The organism is uncultured Dokdonia sp., from assembly GCF_947492815.1.
In the GTDB taxonomy this organism is placed as follows: Bacteria; Bacteroidota; Bacteroidia; order Flavobacteriales; family Flavobacteriaceae; genus Dokdonia.
The window spans coordinates 1-14620 of sequence record NZ_CANLOB010000038.1; the positions used below are offsets into that span (position 1 = coordinate 1).

The window sequence follows — 14620 nt, forward strand, 5'->3', positions numbered from 1 at the left end:
CTTTTCATTGTGACAGTTTGAATTTAAAGTTAGTAAATTCGAATTTTAAACTGTCCTATTTTTAGGGAAGCCTACATACCCAAAAGCAAAAAGAACAGTTTAAACAATTTGAAAAGACAGAAGAGGCATCAATGATTAGAGCGTTAAGAGACAAAAACTTACCTCCTATTGATTTTAATAATCTACCTGAAAAATTAGATGCGGAAATACTAAATAAATTAGTTTCATACTATGAATTTAATGAAGGGTATCTTTGGGATGCTTTAGATGGAATATTAACTGATTATCAAGCTGGACAGGTCATTGGAAAACATCATGATAATCTAGACAATCAAAAAGAAGAAAAAATGGCTGCATTGTCTGATGAAGAACGACAACGCTATAAAGATGCAGAAGAATATCAAAAAAACAATCCTACAAAGTTTTATGGAAATATGTTTGAGCCAGAAAATTTACACGAGTATATAAATAAATATGGAGGACCTCCATTAGGTCCTAATTATAAGAATGATAACGATGAAAATAAGTAAAGTATAAAGTATCACTTCTTATATTTTAACTCATCATCTATCAACAGAGTAACGTCTCTTCACCTAATAAAGTAATGGAATTAAAATATTTATTTAGTTATTTAGATAAAGAAATAAGTGAAGGGAAATTAGAAATTTTACTTCACGCCTATGATTTAAATATAACTGCATTTAAAGAAGTAGAAGAGCTTCTTACTGAAGAGCAAAAAGAACAGTTTAAACAATTTGAAAAGACAGAAGAGGCATCAATGATTAGAGCGTTAAGAGACAAAAACTTACCTCCTATTGATTTTAGTACCTTACCAGAAGATCTTGATTCTGATATGTTAGATACATTGGTTTTATACTCTAATTATAATCATGGACGTGTTTGGGATGTCGTTTCGGAATTCTTAACGGAATACCAAAGAGGACATGTTACTGGGAGGCAATATGATAATATGGATAAAAAGGAAGAAGAAAAAATGGCTGCATTGTCTGATAAAGAACGACAACGCTATAAAGATGCAGAAGAATATCAAAAAAATAATCCTACAAAGTTTTATGGGAATATATTTGAGCCAGAAAATTTACAAGAATATATAGACAAATATGGAAAGTCTCCTGGAGGTCCTAAATATGAGGGTAATAACAACGAAAGGAAGTAAAGTATCACTTCTTTTATTTTAACTCACCATCTATCAACAGAGTAACATCTCTTCACCTAATAAAGTAATGGAAATAAAATATTTATTTACAGACTTAGAAGAAAAGCTAGATGATCATGATCTTGAAGTTCTACTTCATGCTTATGATTTAAATATAATTGCTTTTGAAGAAGCTATAACATTGCTTACCCAAAAGCAAAAAGAACAGTTTAAACAATTTGAAAAGACAGAAGAGGCATCAACGATTAGAACGTTAAGAGACAAAAACTTGCCACCTATTGATTTTGATACACTACCAGAAGATCTTGATTCTGATATGTTAGATATATTGGTTTCATATTCTAATTATAATCATGGACGTGTTTGGGATGCTATTTCAGAATTACTAACAGAATATCAAAGAGGACATGTAACTGGGAGAAGGCATAAAAACTTAGACAAACAAAAAGAAGAAAAAATGGCTGCATTATCTCATGAAGAAAGACAACGTTATAAAGATGCAAGAGAGTATCAAAAAAATAATCCTACAGAATTTTATGGAAATATGTTTGAGCCTAAAACATTACAAGAATATATAGACAAATATGGAAGTTCTCCTGGAGGTCCTAAATATGAGAATAAAAAAGAAAAGTAAATAAACTATTTCTTACGTCTCAATACCTCATCTATCGCTCCTGTAACATCCTCAGAAACTCTCAGGAAGTAAACAACCAATAGGTACCCAACCCCTAATAGAAAAGACTTTACGACTATATTGATAAACGGATGAAACGAGAAATCCCAGAAGTAAAAACTACAAAAGAAGGCAATTAACAATAGTACTGTCTTAAGAGAGCCTTTAGTGAAAGGTTGCATTCCAAACTTCTTATGAACGATATATATCTTACATAAGGTATAGAGTACAGAAGCTACAAATGTGGCAATCGCAGCACCATTAATTCCGTATATCGGGATAAAAATAGTATTCAATACAATGGCAATAACCACTAACACCACACCTAATACCAAAATAATTCTATAATAATCACTATTATATAAGATGGCATTATTAATCCCTAAGCAGTTGTCTAATAATTTAGCTGCACCTATACATAATACCACATAGAGTCCGCTTCGATAACTAGCGGTCACCATATCATATAAACTAGATAGATTACATACAATCAACAGAAATAGCAACGAAGCAATGACAAATAATGTAAGCGAACTCTTATGATAGAGTTTACGCATATCCTCATATTGTTTTTCATTAAGCATCTTTGCAACCATAGGATAGGTAATTTGATGCATGGCTCTAGCGGGTACCGCAATTACTGTTGCAATGTATATCGCAACTGAATAAAAAGCAACATTCTCCAAATCTTCATAAAGGCCAAGCATAAACTTATCTAAATCTAACATCAAGGTCGCTACAGAACCTGCTATAATAATGAGCATCGTATACTTAACAATAGAACTAAAATTTTGAGGACGTTTAGTAGCATTACTAATACTTCGTATTGTATGCCTGATATATTTGGGTCTTTTAAGACTAAAAGCATATAAACACATAATACACATACGAATAACATACACCAATACCAATAGTATTAAGAAGGTATCTATTGTAATCATCTTAAATGCTAATAAAACTAAGAGTATCGTAATTCCTAAACGATGGAATACTTCTTTCATAAAGTTTCCAAAAATGGTTTTAAACTGCACTTTAGACCATGCAAAAAACACTTCAAAATAAGCTAAAGAAACAGCTATAATAAAGATATACCACACATACTCATAAACGACAGCATTTTTGGTAGACAAAAAAGTAGCTATCTGCTCATAAAAAAAGAAACAAATTAATGTTCCTGGAATTGCTAAAACAAGAGGTAATAATAGCATCCAGTTTAAAAAAACACTTTGTTCTCTACCTTCATATGCCGAATAAAATTTCACTAAAGTATTTTGAACACCAAAGGCCATAAATGGCATTACAATCAGTGCTGTAGAAACAATAAAACTCACCAATCCATAATACGTTTCAGACATGAAATTAATATACAGATACAACGTATTAAGCGCCCCTATTGCAAACCCTAAATAGGTGGTAAGTAGATTATTAAAAGATTGCTTAATAACAATGCCCATATTATAAACGACGAATAAGTGTTGCTAATGTTTTGGTTAATTCTTTACGATGATATTTTGAGATATGCGCTTCCCTATCTATTCTCCATTTAGGAGCGGTATAATTCTCAAATAATTCGATGAGTACCTTTTCTAAGGTAGCTTCCTGATGATACGTTAGATAATAACCACTTTTGCTTGAGGTAATAATCTCGCCCACATCAGCATTTTTGGGACCTATTCCTAAAATAGGGCGTTTAGCAATAAGATACTCAAATACTTTACCAGGAATAATACCTTTGGTAATTTCGGCATTAATTTCAATTAATACTAATACCGCTGCCTGTCGTTGTAATGTGATAGCTTCCTGATGTGAAACATATCCAACAAGTGTAAGGTGTTTTTCTAAACCATAGCCTTTAATCGCATCTATTACTTCTTGACTTACCTTTCCTACCAGTTTTAATTCAAAGCTATTTTTAAAGTGGTTATTTTCTGATACCAATTTAGCGAGTACTTTCCAAAGTACTGTCGGATTTCTATCAGATAACAAGGAACCTATATGTGAAAGTGTAAATTTTTCACCTATTGGTATTACCTTCTCATCTGTCGTATCATATCCATTAGTGATCACCGTAATTGGCTTTTGAGTAATCGCACTAAACTCTTGCTTGGTTGTAGGGCTTGTCACAAGTACATGATCGGCAGTTTCTAAAACAGTACGTTCTAGATTCTTATGCTTCTGCTTTGTTTTAGCAGTCATCTTCAGCTTATCATGATAGCCTATCGTTGTCCAAGGGTCTCTAAAATCGGTGATCCATTGTAATTTTCTAGAGCTTGCTTCGGTAATTTTCGCTTTAAGCTGTAAACCAATTAAATGCATACTATGAGGCGGTCCTGTTGTGATAACAGTATCGATAGCGTGCTTAGTTACATAATCAGTTAGAAATGCAACTGAAGGTTTTACCCATCCAACACGTGCGTCTGGCACAAAAAAATTACCTCGTATATACAGTAACAGGCGTTGTATCAAAGATTGTTTGGTTGTCTTAGGAACGATACCTGCGCTAATGGTTTTGGTTTGCTTTCGCGAAAGCATACTCGCAAAGCGATACGGTTCTTTAATAGGTCGCTTTAATATCGTTATCGAATCTGGCACTTCTTCAAGCATCGAAGCATCTACAATGGGATAATTTGGGTTTTGCGGTGTGTAAACAATAGGTTCTATGTCAAAATCAGATAAGTACTTTACAAATTTAAGCCATCGTTGTACTCCTGGTCCTCCCGCAGGAGGCCAATAATAACAAATAATAAGTACTTTTTTTGACATGAATAGTTATGCTTCTTCTTCTGTCACCTGCGACTCCTTCTTTCTGAAACTCATAAATACGCCTCCAAAAACAATAAGCACTAATAGTATAGAACTTGAAAGTGTAATCATACTCCCTTTTTTAACCACTGGAGGATCAAATGTAAATTGAATATCATGTGTCCCTTTAGGTACTTTGAGACCTCGTAGCATATAGTTGGTTTCAATGATAGGCGCTTCTTCCCCATCTATAGTTGCAATCCATCCATTTTTATAATAAGCCTCAGAAAAAACAGCAAATCCATCCTGAGTATTGGTTGATGTATAAGACATCGCATTAGGAGAAGCTTTTATTAATTCGATACTAGATACACTATCTTTTTTTGGTGTAAAACTAGCAAACTCATCTTGGTACGCACTTCGTATAACAGCTGTTTTCTTTGTGTCTATATCATCTAGCGCGTCATATACTGCATTGTAATCAGGTACTAATTGAATCTCATCTATAAACCATGCAGGGCCATTTACATACGGATTACGTTGTGCATACATATTACCTTCATTTTCCTGAATAATATACTTCACATTAAGCATATTGAGCATACCTATTTTACCCGTAATTATTTTTTCATACATGTCTTCCATACGTTGCGGACGTACCGCCGAGTAGCCATTTAAGGAATTAAAGAAGTAAGATGTATGTGAGTTATTAAAGCCTCTAAATTGATCTAGTACTCTAAAATATCCATCATCTTTTAAAATAGATTCGTCAGCAGGAGTTGCCACAAAATTCTGTCTATATTCTCTTTCTGTAATAAAGTTTTCTTCATTCACGCTTCGTCTATCTACCCCAACTAAATCCAACACTACAAAAAGGCCAATAATAACAATGGCAATATTTTCTGATAGTTTTTTCTTAAAAGCAAGCCATAATATACCAGCAACACCAACAATAAATAGGAAAGAACGTAAACTATCACTCTTTAAGATATGTAGTCTATCTTCTTTAATTGCTTTTAAAATAGGTGCTTGTTCTCCTACTGCCATACTTGCTTCTCTGGACGAACGTAAGTCAAATAAACTCCCACCAAATAAATAAAATAATAAACACAATCCGCCTAATATTCCAGACGCGATGTATAATTTTTTGAGACGTTCTTTTTGATCTTCTTTATCATTAAAAAATCTGTAAAGTCCAAAAACAGCAGCAATTGGAACGAGTAATTCCAAAATTGCCTGAATACTAGATACTGCTCTAAACTTATTATAAAACGGAACAAAATCTATAAAGAAACGTGTAAGTCCTTCAAAGTTCTTTCCCCAGCTTAACGTTAAGGAAAGGACCATCCCGCCTAGTAACCACCATCGCAAACGCCCTTTGACTAATAACAAACCAAGTAACGCCATAAAAACGACTGTAACCCCAAGATATGGTGGTGCTTCAACAAAGGGTTGTTCTCCCCAATATAACGGAACCCCAGCATAATAATTTGCCTCTGAAGCTGATGCACCTAATTCTATATATTTAGTATATAATGCAGACTCATTTCCTAAATCGGATGCTCTACCAGCTCCAAATAATTTAGGCACTACTAAATTGAGAGATTCCATCTTTCCATAACTATACTCTGTAATATAATCATATGACAAACCATCACTTTTAGCACCTCCAAGGGTATTTTTAGGTTGTAATAACTTCTCTCCACGTATACTTGTTTTGGCATACTCAGCAGTAGAAAGCAAAGTTGTTGCGTTTGTTGCAAGCCCTAACGTAACAGCCACTATAAGAATCCCAACAGATTTAAAAAAATGAGGAATTTCTTTTTTCTTATAAGCATCTACCAAATATGCAATACCCATAATCACAACAGCAAGCCCTAGATAATAGGTCATTTGATAATGATTTGCTTGTACTTCAAGCCCCATGGCAATTGCAGTGAGTATAAAGCCCCAGAAGTACCGTTTTTGAAAGGTGAGTATAATACCCGATAAGACCAGTGGAAAATAAGCTATAGCATGTGCTTTGGAATTATGGCCAACGCCAATGATTATAATCAAATAGGTAGAAAGCCCAAAAGCCAATGCGCCAATCACTGCATACTTCCAAGGAACACGCATGACGAGCATTAGTATATAAAAACTCAATAAATACAAGAATAAATAATCAGCCGGACGTGGTAAAAACCGAATAAGCTTATCCAGCTTATCCATATAATCATGCGGGAATTTAGCTCCCATTTGATAGGTAGGCATCCCTCCATAGGCACTATTAGTCCAGTAGGTTTCTTCACCTGTTTGTTGTCTATGCTCATTTTGTTGTTTTGCCATACCTTCATACAGCTTGATATCATTCTGATAAATCATTTTACCTGATAATACAGGATTGAAATACAGTAATGAAATCACTATAAATCCTAAAACAACAAAAATATGTGGTAAGAAACGTTTGAATTGAAAATTCATATAAGTGGCTTAAAGTATACAAACAAAAATAACAGAAAAAGATGAAGATGCACTATTGATGAGTAACTACATTTCTAAATGCTATTTATAATTAGTAGTCCATTCAAAATCCAACACATCCCGTAATCGATTAAGACTGGCTCTAGATATTGCTCTAAAAGCAAATCCAATAAAAATATATCGTATCATCAAAACTTGTAAAAGAGCTACAAGAATAAAAATAGGATGATATTCTTCGGCTCCTATTAAAATGGATAATGTTATTCCAATTGGAGGAAAGCAAAGTAAAATACTAAACAGTATTTTGAATACTTTATGTATTTCAACTTTTACAAATCCTGTTCCCTCCTGTATTTCTCCCGTCATCACACATAAAGCACCTTTTCCAACAACAGAAGAAATCAATTTAAATTGATTTCCGTCTATAATTCCTCTAAAAGTTTTATCCGTATGTTGAGACGTTAAATTTTTAGATTTTTCTGTTCTGCGTTTTAGACGTTCTAAAGTTTCGGATTGTGTATCAAATAATTTAAATGTGCGTTCTTTAATAGGAAAGATATTCACTTCTTGAGTTTTAAAAACAATAAATAACTGTGAATGTTGATGGGTACGCTTTCGCGAAAGCGTGTAAAGAATTAATCAATCTCTTCAAAATCAATGTATTCTCCGACAACATTTTTAGATTTTTTCTCAACAGGCTGTGGGTCAGGTGTATGTTGCTCCTGATATCCTCCAAAACCTTTAAAAGCACTTTCCATCTTTTGTCCTGCTTTCATCGTTATATAGCGCATAAGATACGGTAATAGCAATTTTGCTAAAAAACGTAGTACTACATATACCAAGACGATGATTAAAACCGTTTTAAAAAAACCATCTAGTGCTGAAAGTAAAAGCATTGTTTGAAATTTTAGTTAAAAATCGCTCAAGGAAAGCCTATTAAGACATCTGTAAGAAACTGATTTTTTAATTTTAAGGCAAACCGTAGCGCATTAAATCTCGATTATCGAGTAAAATTAGGCATTATGATTAATAACAACTACCTAATAAAGCATAAAAAAATGATAAATTCTTATATATTTGAACGCTAACTCCAATCAACATGTACAAACCTATTCATAGACTACTGCCATTTTTATGCTTCATAGCAAGTATATCAATGTATGGTCAATATACTGAGACTATTAACTCCAATCGTCCTGGAGAATCACAAGGAGCATTTGCTGTAGGTACACAAGTCTTACAAGTAGAGTCTGGAGTTGATTTTGGAAATGATACTCATAGTCTTCTAAATACAGATATTGATATCACTGGTTTTAATATGGACTTAAGATATGGTTTCTGGAAAGAGGCCTTAGAAATCAATGCTCTTTTTAGATATCAATCCAACAATATTGCATTTACTACAGGAAGCTCCGATCCAAGAAGAGTAAGTGGTATTGAAAATTTACAACTAGGCGCAAAGTATCTTATTTATGATCCCTATAAAAAAGGAGAAGATGAGCCTAATCTATATTCCTATCACGCAAATTTTAAATTTAAGTGGAAAACATTAATCCCTGCTATTTCTGTGTATGCAGGTGGTGTTTTTGACTTTACAAATGATTTAGATACAAGAAGGAAAGATGGGATCAGTCCTAACATCGCTATTATTACACAAAATAATTGGGGCCGTTGGGTATGGGTAAATAATATTATTGCCGATCGTGTTACGAGTGAATTCCCTGGATACTCTTGGATTACAACCATGACACACTCATTTAACCCTAAAATAGCAGCCTTTGTAGAGTATCAATTAATCACAGGTGATCTGTATGCAGATAATTTAATACGAGGTGGTGGTGCTTATTTAATCACTAAAAATTTACAAGTAGATGTAAGTGGTTTAATTAACTTTAAAGACACACCCTCTCGATGGAATATCGCAACAGGGCTTTCTTGGCGATTAGATTTACATAAAAAAGATGAAAAAATAGAAGACACAAGTGGCGATGAAGACGAAGATGGAAAGAAAAAGAAAAAATCTGCATCCAAAAGACAAGCAGAAAAAATAAACAAGAAGAATAAAAAGAGAAGAGATAGCGTTGACCCTGATGGTGGAGACGATGGTGATAATTTATAAATAGACGTATTTGACTACATGATTACCCTTAAAGAAATGAAAACCTCTGCGGAACTTAAACAGTTTGTTAAGTACCCGTTTTTGTTATATAAGAATGAGCCAAACTGGGTTCCTCCTATCATTGCTGATGAATTGGATAGCATGGATCCAACAAAAAACCCTGTTTTTAAAAATGCAGAAGCTCGATATTTTATAGCGTATAAAGAAAATGCTCCTGTTGGTCGTATCTGTGCCATTATAAATCATATAGAGGTTAAAGAGCAAGGAAAACCTAAAATACGTTTTGGATGGTTTGATGTGATAGATGATATTGAGGTTACCAAAAAATTACTAGATAAAGTACGTGAAATAGGAACTGCACACAACCTTGAATTTATGGAAGGTCCCGTTGGTTTCTCAAATATGGAAAAAGCAGGACTTCTCGTAGAAGGGTATGAATACTTAAATACCATGATCACATGGTATAATTATGCTTATTATAAAGATCATTTTGAGCAATTAGGATTTGAAAAGGCTGCAGAATGGGTAGAATTTAAAATAAAGATTGACCCGCCTGATAAGCAAAATCCTAAAGTCAAAAAATTTGCTGATATCATTGCAAAACGATATAATCTTACACCCTTACAGTTTAAAACTTCCAATGAAATTAAACCGTATGTAGATGAGATGTTCGGTCTATTAAACAAAACCTATGATAAGCTCTCTACATTTGTACCAATACAACAATATCAAATAGATCATTACAAAGAAAAATACCTGAAATACGTACATCCAGATTTTATAAAATGTGTACAAGATAAAGATGGAAACTTAGTTGCTTTTGCGATTACGATGCCTTCTTTTTCTAAAGCACTCAAAAAAGCAAATGGTTCTTTATTTCCGTTTGGTTTTTACCATTTATTAAAAGCTAAAAATAAAAATAGTGTTGCTGCGTTTTATCTTATCGGTATAGATCCTGAGTATCAAAATAAAGGAGTGACTGCTGTGATTTTTCAAATGATGCAAAATCTATTTAATGATAGAGGCATTACAGATGTAGAAACCAATCCTGAACTAGAAGAAAATAAAGCGATACAACAGCTTTGGAAAAACTACGAGCACGAATTGCATAAACGTAGAAGAACTTATCGAAAGGATATATGAGACATCTTACCATCTATAGTTCTATCTTCTGTCTATTTTTTATCACATCAATAATAGCACAGGAAAAGTTTTCGTCATTTGATGGAACTATGATTTCTTATTATGATGAAGGCAAAGGAACCTCTGTTATATTAATACATGGGTTTATTAATGATGCGAGTTCATGGAATGGTACTGTCATAAAACAACAATTACTTGAACAAGGATATCGAGTAATTACCCCAGATTTACGAGGCAATGGGCTTTCAGAAAAACCTATTACTGAAAAAGGATTTAAAGACAATGCAGAAGTAAAAGATCTAAAAGCATTACTAGATCACCTGCAAATCAATAGCATTATTGCTATCGGATATTCCAGAGGTTCTATTGTGCTTGCAAAATGGCTCGCAGAAGATACCCGAATACAAAAAGCCGTTATAGGCGGTATGGGATTAGATTTTTCAAATCCAGATTGGGACCGACGTATCATTTTTGAAAGAGCCTTTCTAGGGTTAGATCCCTTAAATGAAATGACAGAAGGCGCTGTAAATTATGCAAAATCAAAAAATGCAAGTCTTAACATACTAGGATGGTCACAGCGATATCAACCTGTTACATCTATAGCTGCACTTTCAAAAATAAAAATAGCAACGCTTGTTATTGCTGGTGATCAAGACACCGATAATGGGCATCCAAAAGAATTAGCTGATATATTACCCAATGCAACGCTCTCCATTGTTTCCGGAGATCACAATACAACCTACAGAAAAGAACCCTTTGCGATTGCCGTAACTGCCTTTTTAAACAAGTAATATCTTATAACAATAGCTGTGAAGTATTATTTATTTTTCTTATTACTAGGAATATCTCATTTCATGTGGGCACAAGAAACGTATTATAGTTTTCAAGATGATATCTATAGTGAAGTACGCTTTCGCGAAAAGCTAAAAACCATAGAAACCCTCTATGGAAAACAAGGAAATTACAAATACACCACAGCCAGTTATAAAGTACGTTCTACGCAAGTACGCCAAGATTCTATTATTCAGTTTGTAGAAGTGGTACTCTCACAATCTAATACAGCTCCTTTGGATATCAATACGGGAGTTCAACGATTTATAAATAAACCACTCCCCGATTTTAAATTACAGAATCTTAAAAATCACCTCAAAACCAATACTGACTATACAGGAAAAGTAACCTTACTCAATCTTTGGTTTACTTCTTGTCCGCCATGTATTACAGAAATTCCGTATCTTAATTATCTGAAAGACACTTATCAAGACCAAGTAAATTTTGTAGCGATTACATTTGATTCGAAAGACAAAGTAGATCGGTTTTTAACACGCAAGTCATTCGAATTTGAGCACTTAGTAGATGCTACAGTGTATTTACATAAAGAACTAAATAACAATGCGTTTCCTAAGCTTATCCTCATCGATAAAAAAGGTGATGTACGTTTTGTAGAAAATGGTGTGATCTTAAGTGGGAATACACCTTCTCAACCTGAAGCAGCTGTTTCAGTACTTAGAGAACAATTGGATTTCTTATTGAAAGAGTAGCCATGGCAAAAGAAGCAGCCACATACAGTCCATTAGAAGAAAAATGGAATATCTACACCCATGGCTTTGGTTTTGTAGCAAGCCTAATTGGAGTATTCTTTTTATGCTTTCGCGAAAGCGCAACCAACACATCTACCATCAGTGTCATTGTATTTGGACTCAGTTTATGTATTCTATACTTTGCGTCTACCATCTATCATAGTGCAATACATCCTGTACGAAGGGCAAGACTACAAATTTTTGATCATGCTGCTATTTATATATTGATTGCAGGTACGTATACGCCTTTTACACTGGTTACTTTAGAAGGAGAAACGGGTCTCATTATTTTTTGTACTACCTGGGGAATTGCCATATTTGGTGTGATTCTTAAAATCTTTTTTACGGGACGTTTTGATATTTTATCTACCATCCTATATGTTGCTATGGGTTGGTTGATTGTTTTTGTATATACGCCACTAGTTACTAATTTACATCCAACGGGAGTACAATGGTTATTTGGTGGTGGTATTGCTTATACTGTAGGTGCTGTATTATACAGTATCAAAAAGATCCCTTTTAATCATGCGATCTTTCACGTTTTTGTACTTATAGGCAGCTTTTGTCACTTTATGTCTGTATACTTTTATGTTGGGCAATAAAGTAGATTAGCATCTATTATGGTAACTCTGTTAATCGCACTACCTTTGCGATATGATAAGTCATCAAAAAAATCAGCAGCAAATACTAGCTAAACTTGGTATAGATACGCTCAATGAAATGCAGGAGGCTGCACAATTGGCCATACATGCATCTAAAGAAGTGGTACTCCTCTCTCCTACTGGAACAGGAAAAACACTCGCGTTTCTACTACCTGTTATTGCTGAACTAGATCCAAGTATACAGGAAGTTCAATTACTTGTAGTAGTTCCTTCTCGCGAGCTTGCTATACAGATAGAACAAGTGGCGCGTAACATGGGTACAGGCTATAAGATACATGCAGCTTATGGTGGGCAATCGTTTAATACAGATCGACAAGCCATAAAACATAGGCCTAGCATTCTTATTGGAACTCCAGGACGTCTTGCAGATCATTTACGTAGAGATACATTCTCTACAGAATATCTTACTACACTCGTGCTAGATGAGTTTGATAAATCATTAGAGGTTGGTTTTGAAGGAGAGATGACAGAAATCATCAGTTATTTACCTAAGCTTTCTAAGAAAGTATTGACCTCAGCTACACAAGGACTTTCCATCCCTTCCTTTGTAGGGCTAGAAAAACCAGTAACTGTAGATTACCTACACCAAGGAAGTTCTAAACTGGAAATCAAAGCTATGATTTCTCCTGAAAAAGATAAGTTGGCTACTCTAGAAAAAGCATTACGTCACTTGGGTAATCAACCAGGGATTATATTCTGTAATTTCAAAGATACGATTGCCCGCATAAGTGAGTATCTCTCAGAATGTGGAATTGCTCATGGCAGCTTTTACGGAGGTATGGAACAACGTGATCGAGAATTATCTTTACTCAAATTTAGAAATGGTACGCATCAAATATTACTAGCAACAGACCTCGCTGCTCGTGGTATTGATATTTCGGCTATCAAGTTTATCATTCATTATCATTTACCTGTGCGAGAAGAAGAATTTACACATCGTAATGGACGTACGGCTAGAATGCATAATGATGGTGTTGCTTATGTCTTGCATTGGCGTAATGAGCGCTTACCAGACTTTATGCCTGATATGGAAGAAGAATACCTACTAGATAAAGAAACACCAGCACCTTCCATATGGGATACCTTACAAATCACGGGAGGTCGTAAAGACAAAATTTCTAAAGGAGATATTGCAGGACTTTTCTTTAAACAAGGCGGTATTACGAAAGAAGAGTTAGGAACTATTGAGCTGAAACAGAAAGAAGCATTTATTGCAGTACATAAAACGGTAAGTGATCAACTGATTGAAAAGTTAAATAATACTCGGCTTAAGAAAGCGAAGATTCGTATTAAAAGGACTTAAATATTAAAATGGCTTGGTACGCTTTCGCGAAAGCGTATAAAAGCAAACATTAGTTAAGTTTAGTATAATATTCCCAGATTTCTCCCTCATTTTCTAAATAGGTAACTGTAATCATTTCTTTTTGACTCAATGAAATAAGTCTTCCATGACTTTCTCCTAAATCTTTAGTGCCTAATACTTTTTCCCAATAGGCACAATGAATATCATAATGAATTACAATAGTCTTATCTTCATTAAATTTCCATTTACCATCTTGATTCCAGGTACATTGTTTCCATACATAATTTTCGTTTTTATTATATTGAATGGTATCATGACATGTCAATCCTTTATACTCTTTTCCATCTGGAGTTTTGGCACCTTTATGTACCCAAGTTCCTACTATTAATTGATTTCTATCCGTCTGCAATGAATCTTGTTGCGCGAACAAATTATTAGAAAATAAAACTATAATTATAAAAGAAGTGTATAAAAAGATGTTGCCATTCATATGAAAAACTACTCAGGCTTCTTCTTAGGCGGAGGCATAGGCCCTCGTAAATGAATGATCAATCCGTTTAAGAAATTACGCAAAAACTGATCTCCACATTCCATATACTTAGGATGGTCTTCTTTACGGAATATAGCGCCAAGTTCACTTTTGGTGACTTTGAAATCTACAAGACTACAAATCTTAACAATATCATCATCGCGTAGTTTATGAGCTACACGTAGTTTTTTAAAGATATCATTATTGGTAAGTGCCATAGTATATATTT

Annotated in this window: 16 protein-coding genes; 9 read left to right on the top strand and 7 right to left on the bottom strand. The window is 34.0% G+C overall.

The annotated features are described in order from the left end of the window. Window positions 1-131: 131 nt before the first annotated feature. The 3 genes from Q1A01_RS21955 to Q1A01_RS21965 all read left to right on the top strand — a co-directional run bounded on the left by Q1A01_RS21955 (window position 132) and on the right by Q1A01_RS21965 (window position 1811). Window positions 132-530, top strand: a complete 399-nt coding sequence (locus Q1A01_RS21955) for a hypothetical protein (RefSeq protein WP_299685177.1) — start codon at window positions 132-134, stop codon at window positions 528-530. A 74-nt stretch (window positions 531-604) separates the two neighbouring features. Further along, window positions 605-1177 (top strand): hypothetical protein, encoded by a 573-nt coding sequence (locus tag Q1A01_RS21960; protein WP_299685179.1) that lies wholly within the window; start codon window positions 605-607, stop codon window positions 1175-1177. 67 nt (window positions 1178-1244) lie between these two features. Next, on the top strand, window positions 1245-1811 hold the full coding sequence (locus tag Q1A01_RS21965; protein WP_299685181.1) for a hypothetical protein: 567 nt from the start codon (window positions 1245-1247) through the stop codon (window positions 1809-1811). A gap of 5 nt (window positions 1812-1816) precedes the next feature. On the opposite strand, the gene Q1A01_RS21970 is transcribed toward Q1A01_RS21965, so the two are convergent. From Q1A01_RS21970 to Q1A01_RS21990, 5 genes are all read right to left on the bottom strand, one after another. Beyond that, on the bottom strand, window positions 1817-3304 hold the full coding sequence (locus tag Q1A01_RS21970) for an oligosaccharide flippase family protein (RefSeq protein WP_299685182.1): 1488 nt from the start codon (window positions 3302-3304) through the stop codon (window positions 1817-1819). 1 nt (window position 3305) lies between these two features. Further along, a complete protein-coding gene (locus tag Q1A01_RS21975; protein WP_299685184.1) occupies window positions 3306-4613 on the bottom strand; it encodes a glycosyl transferase family 1 in 1308 nt (435 codons plus the stop codon). 6 nt (window positions 4614-4619) lie between these two features. After that, complete coding sequence (locus tag Q1A01_RS21980) at window positions 4620-7055, bottom strand: YfhO family protein (protein WP_299685186.1); 2436 nt, start codon at window positions 7053-7055, stop codon at window positions 4620-4622. A gap of 81 nt (window positions 7056-7136) precedes the next feature. Next, window positions 7137-7619, bottom strand: a complete 483-nt coding sequence (locus tag Q1A01_RS21985) for a hypothetical protein (RefSeq protein ID WP_299685188.1) — start codon at window positions 7617-7619, stop codon at window positions 7137-7139. A gap of 71 nt (window positions 7620-7690) precedes the next feature. Further along, a complete protein-coding gene (locus Q1A01_RS21990; protein WP_299685190.1) occupies window positions 7691-7951 on the bottom strand; it encodes a DUF4834 domain-containing protein in 261 nt (86 codons plus the stop codon). Window positions 7952-8154: 203 nt separating this feature from the next. On the opposite strand from Q1A01_RS21990, the gene Q1A01_RS21995 reads away from it, so the two are divergent. The 6 genes from Q1A01_RS21995 to Q1A01_RS22020 are packed head-to-tail and all read left to right on the top strand — an operon-like array spanning window position 8155 to window position 13862. Then, window positions 8155-9174: a transporter gene (locus Q1A01_RS21995; RefSeq protein WP_299685192.1), complete on the top strand. Its 1020-nt coding sequence runs from the start codon at window positions 8155-8157 to the stop codon at window positions 9172-9174. Between the two features lie 18 nt (window positions 9175-9192). Continuing rightward, window positions 9193-10317, top strand: coding sequence for a GTP cyclohydrolase (locus tag Q1A01_RS22000; RefSeq protein ID WP_299685194.1), 1125 nt, complete (start codon window positions 9193-9195; stop codon window positions 10315-10317). Further along, window positions 10314-11108 carry an alpha/beta fold hydrolase gene (locus Q1A01_RS22005; RefSeq protein WP_299685196.1) on the top strand — a complete coding sequence of 265 codons (795 nt, stop codon included), beginning with the start codon at window positions 10314-10316 and terminating at the stop codon, window positions 11106-11108. Before Q1A01_RS22000 ends, Q1A01_RS22005 begins: the two co-directional genes overlap by 4 nt. An 18-nt stretch (window positions 11109-11126) precedes the next feature. Further along, the gene (locus Q1A01_RS22010; protein ID WP_299685198.1) at window positions 11127-11858 is read left to right on the top strand and encodes a TlpA disulfide reductase family protein; all 732 of its coding nucleotides are present in this window, start codon (window positions 11127-11129) and stop codon (window positions 11856-11858) included. Window positions 11859-11860: 2 nt separating this feature from the next. Then, window positions 11861-12499 carry a hemolysin III family protein gene (locus Q1A01_RS22015; RefSeq protein ID WP_299685200.1) on the top strand — a complete coding sequence of 213 codons (639 nt, stop codon included), beginning with the start codon at window positions 11861-11863 and terminating at the stop codon, window positions 12497-12499. A 52-nt stretch (window positions 12500-12551) separates the two neighbouring features. After that, on the top strand, window positions 12552-13862 hold the full coding sequence (locus Q1A01_RS22020) for a DEAD/DEAH box helicase (RefSeq protein ID WP_299685202.1): 1311 nt from the start codon (window positions 12552-12554) through the stop codon (window positions 13860-13862). Between the two features lie 49 nt (window positions 13863-13911). On the opposite strand, the gene Q1A01_RS22025 is transcribed toward Q1A01_RS22020, so the two are convergent. Both Q1A01_RS22025 and Q1A01_RS22030 read right to left on the bottom strand, forming a co-directional pair. Next, a complete protein-coding gene (locus Q1A01_RS22025) occupies window positions 13912-14352 on the bottom strand; it encodes a hypothetical protein (protein ID WP_299685204.1) in 441 nt (146 codons plus the stop codon). Between the two features lie 8 nt (window positions 14353-14360). Beyond that, the gene (locus tag Q1A01_RS22030; protein ID WP_299685206.1) at window positions 14361-14609 is read right to left on the bottom strand and encodes a DUF1456 family protein; all 249 of its coding nucleotides are present in this window, start codon (window positions 14607-14609) and stop codon (window positions 14361-14363) included. Between the last annotated feature and the right edge of the window lie 11 nt (window positions 14610-14620).

Coding starts and splice junctions, on each gene's coding strand:
- Q1A01_RS21955 (WP_299685177.1), top strand. CDS start 132: ATGATTAGAGCGTTAAGAGACAAAAACTTACCTCCTATTGATTTTAAT.
- Q1A01_RS21960 (WP_299685179.1), top strand. CDS start 605: ATGGAATTAAAATATTTATTTAGTTATTTAGATAAAGAAATAAGTGAA.
- Q1A01_RS21965 (WP_299685181.1), top strand. CDS start 1,245: ATGGAAATAAAATATTTATTTACAGACTTAGAAGAAAAGCTAGATGAT.
- Q1A01_RS21970 (WP_299685182.1), bottom strand. CDS start 3,304: ATGGGCATTGTTATTAAGCAATCTTTTAATAATCTACTTACCACCTAT.
- Q1A01_RS21975 (WP_299685184.1), bottom strand. CDS start 4,613: ATGTCAAAAAAAGTACTTATTATTTGTTATTATTGGCCTCCTGCGGGA.
- Q1A01_RS21980 (WP_299685186.1), bottom strand. CDS start 7,055: ATGAATTTTCAATTCAAACGTTTCTTACCACATATTTTTGTTGTTTTA.
- Q1A01_RS21990 (WP_299685190.1), bottom strand. CDS start 7,951: ATGCTTTTACTTTCAGCACTAGATGGTTTTTTTAAAACGGTTTTAATC.
- Q1A01_RS21995 (WP_299685192.1), top strand. CDS start 8,155: ATGTACAAACCTATTCATAGACTACTGCCATTTTTATGCTTCATAGCA.
- Q1A01_RS22000 (WP_299685194.1), top strand. CDS start 9,193: ATGATTACCCTTAAAGAAATGAAAACCTCTGCGGAACTTAAACAGTTT.
- Q1A01_RS22005 (WP_299685196.1), top strand. CDS start 10,314: ATGAGACATCTTACCATCTATAGTTCTATCTTCTGTCTATTTTTTATC.
- Q1A01_RS22015 (WP_299685200.1), top strand. CDS start 11,861: ATGGCAAAAGAAGCAGCCACATACAGTCCATTAGAAGAAAAATGGAAT.
- Q1A01_RS22020 (WP_299685202.1), top strand. CDS start 12,552: ATGATAAGTCATCAAAAAAATCAGCAGCAAATACTAGCTAAACTTGGT.
- Q1A01_RS22025 (WP_299685204.1), bottom strand. CDS start 14,352: ATGAATGGCAACATCTTTTTATACACTTCTTTTATAATTATAGTTTTA.
- Q1A01_RS22030 (WP_299685206.1), bottom strand. CDS start 14,609: ATGGCACTTACCAATAATGATATCTTTAAAAAACTACGTGTAGCTCAT.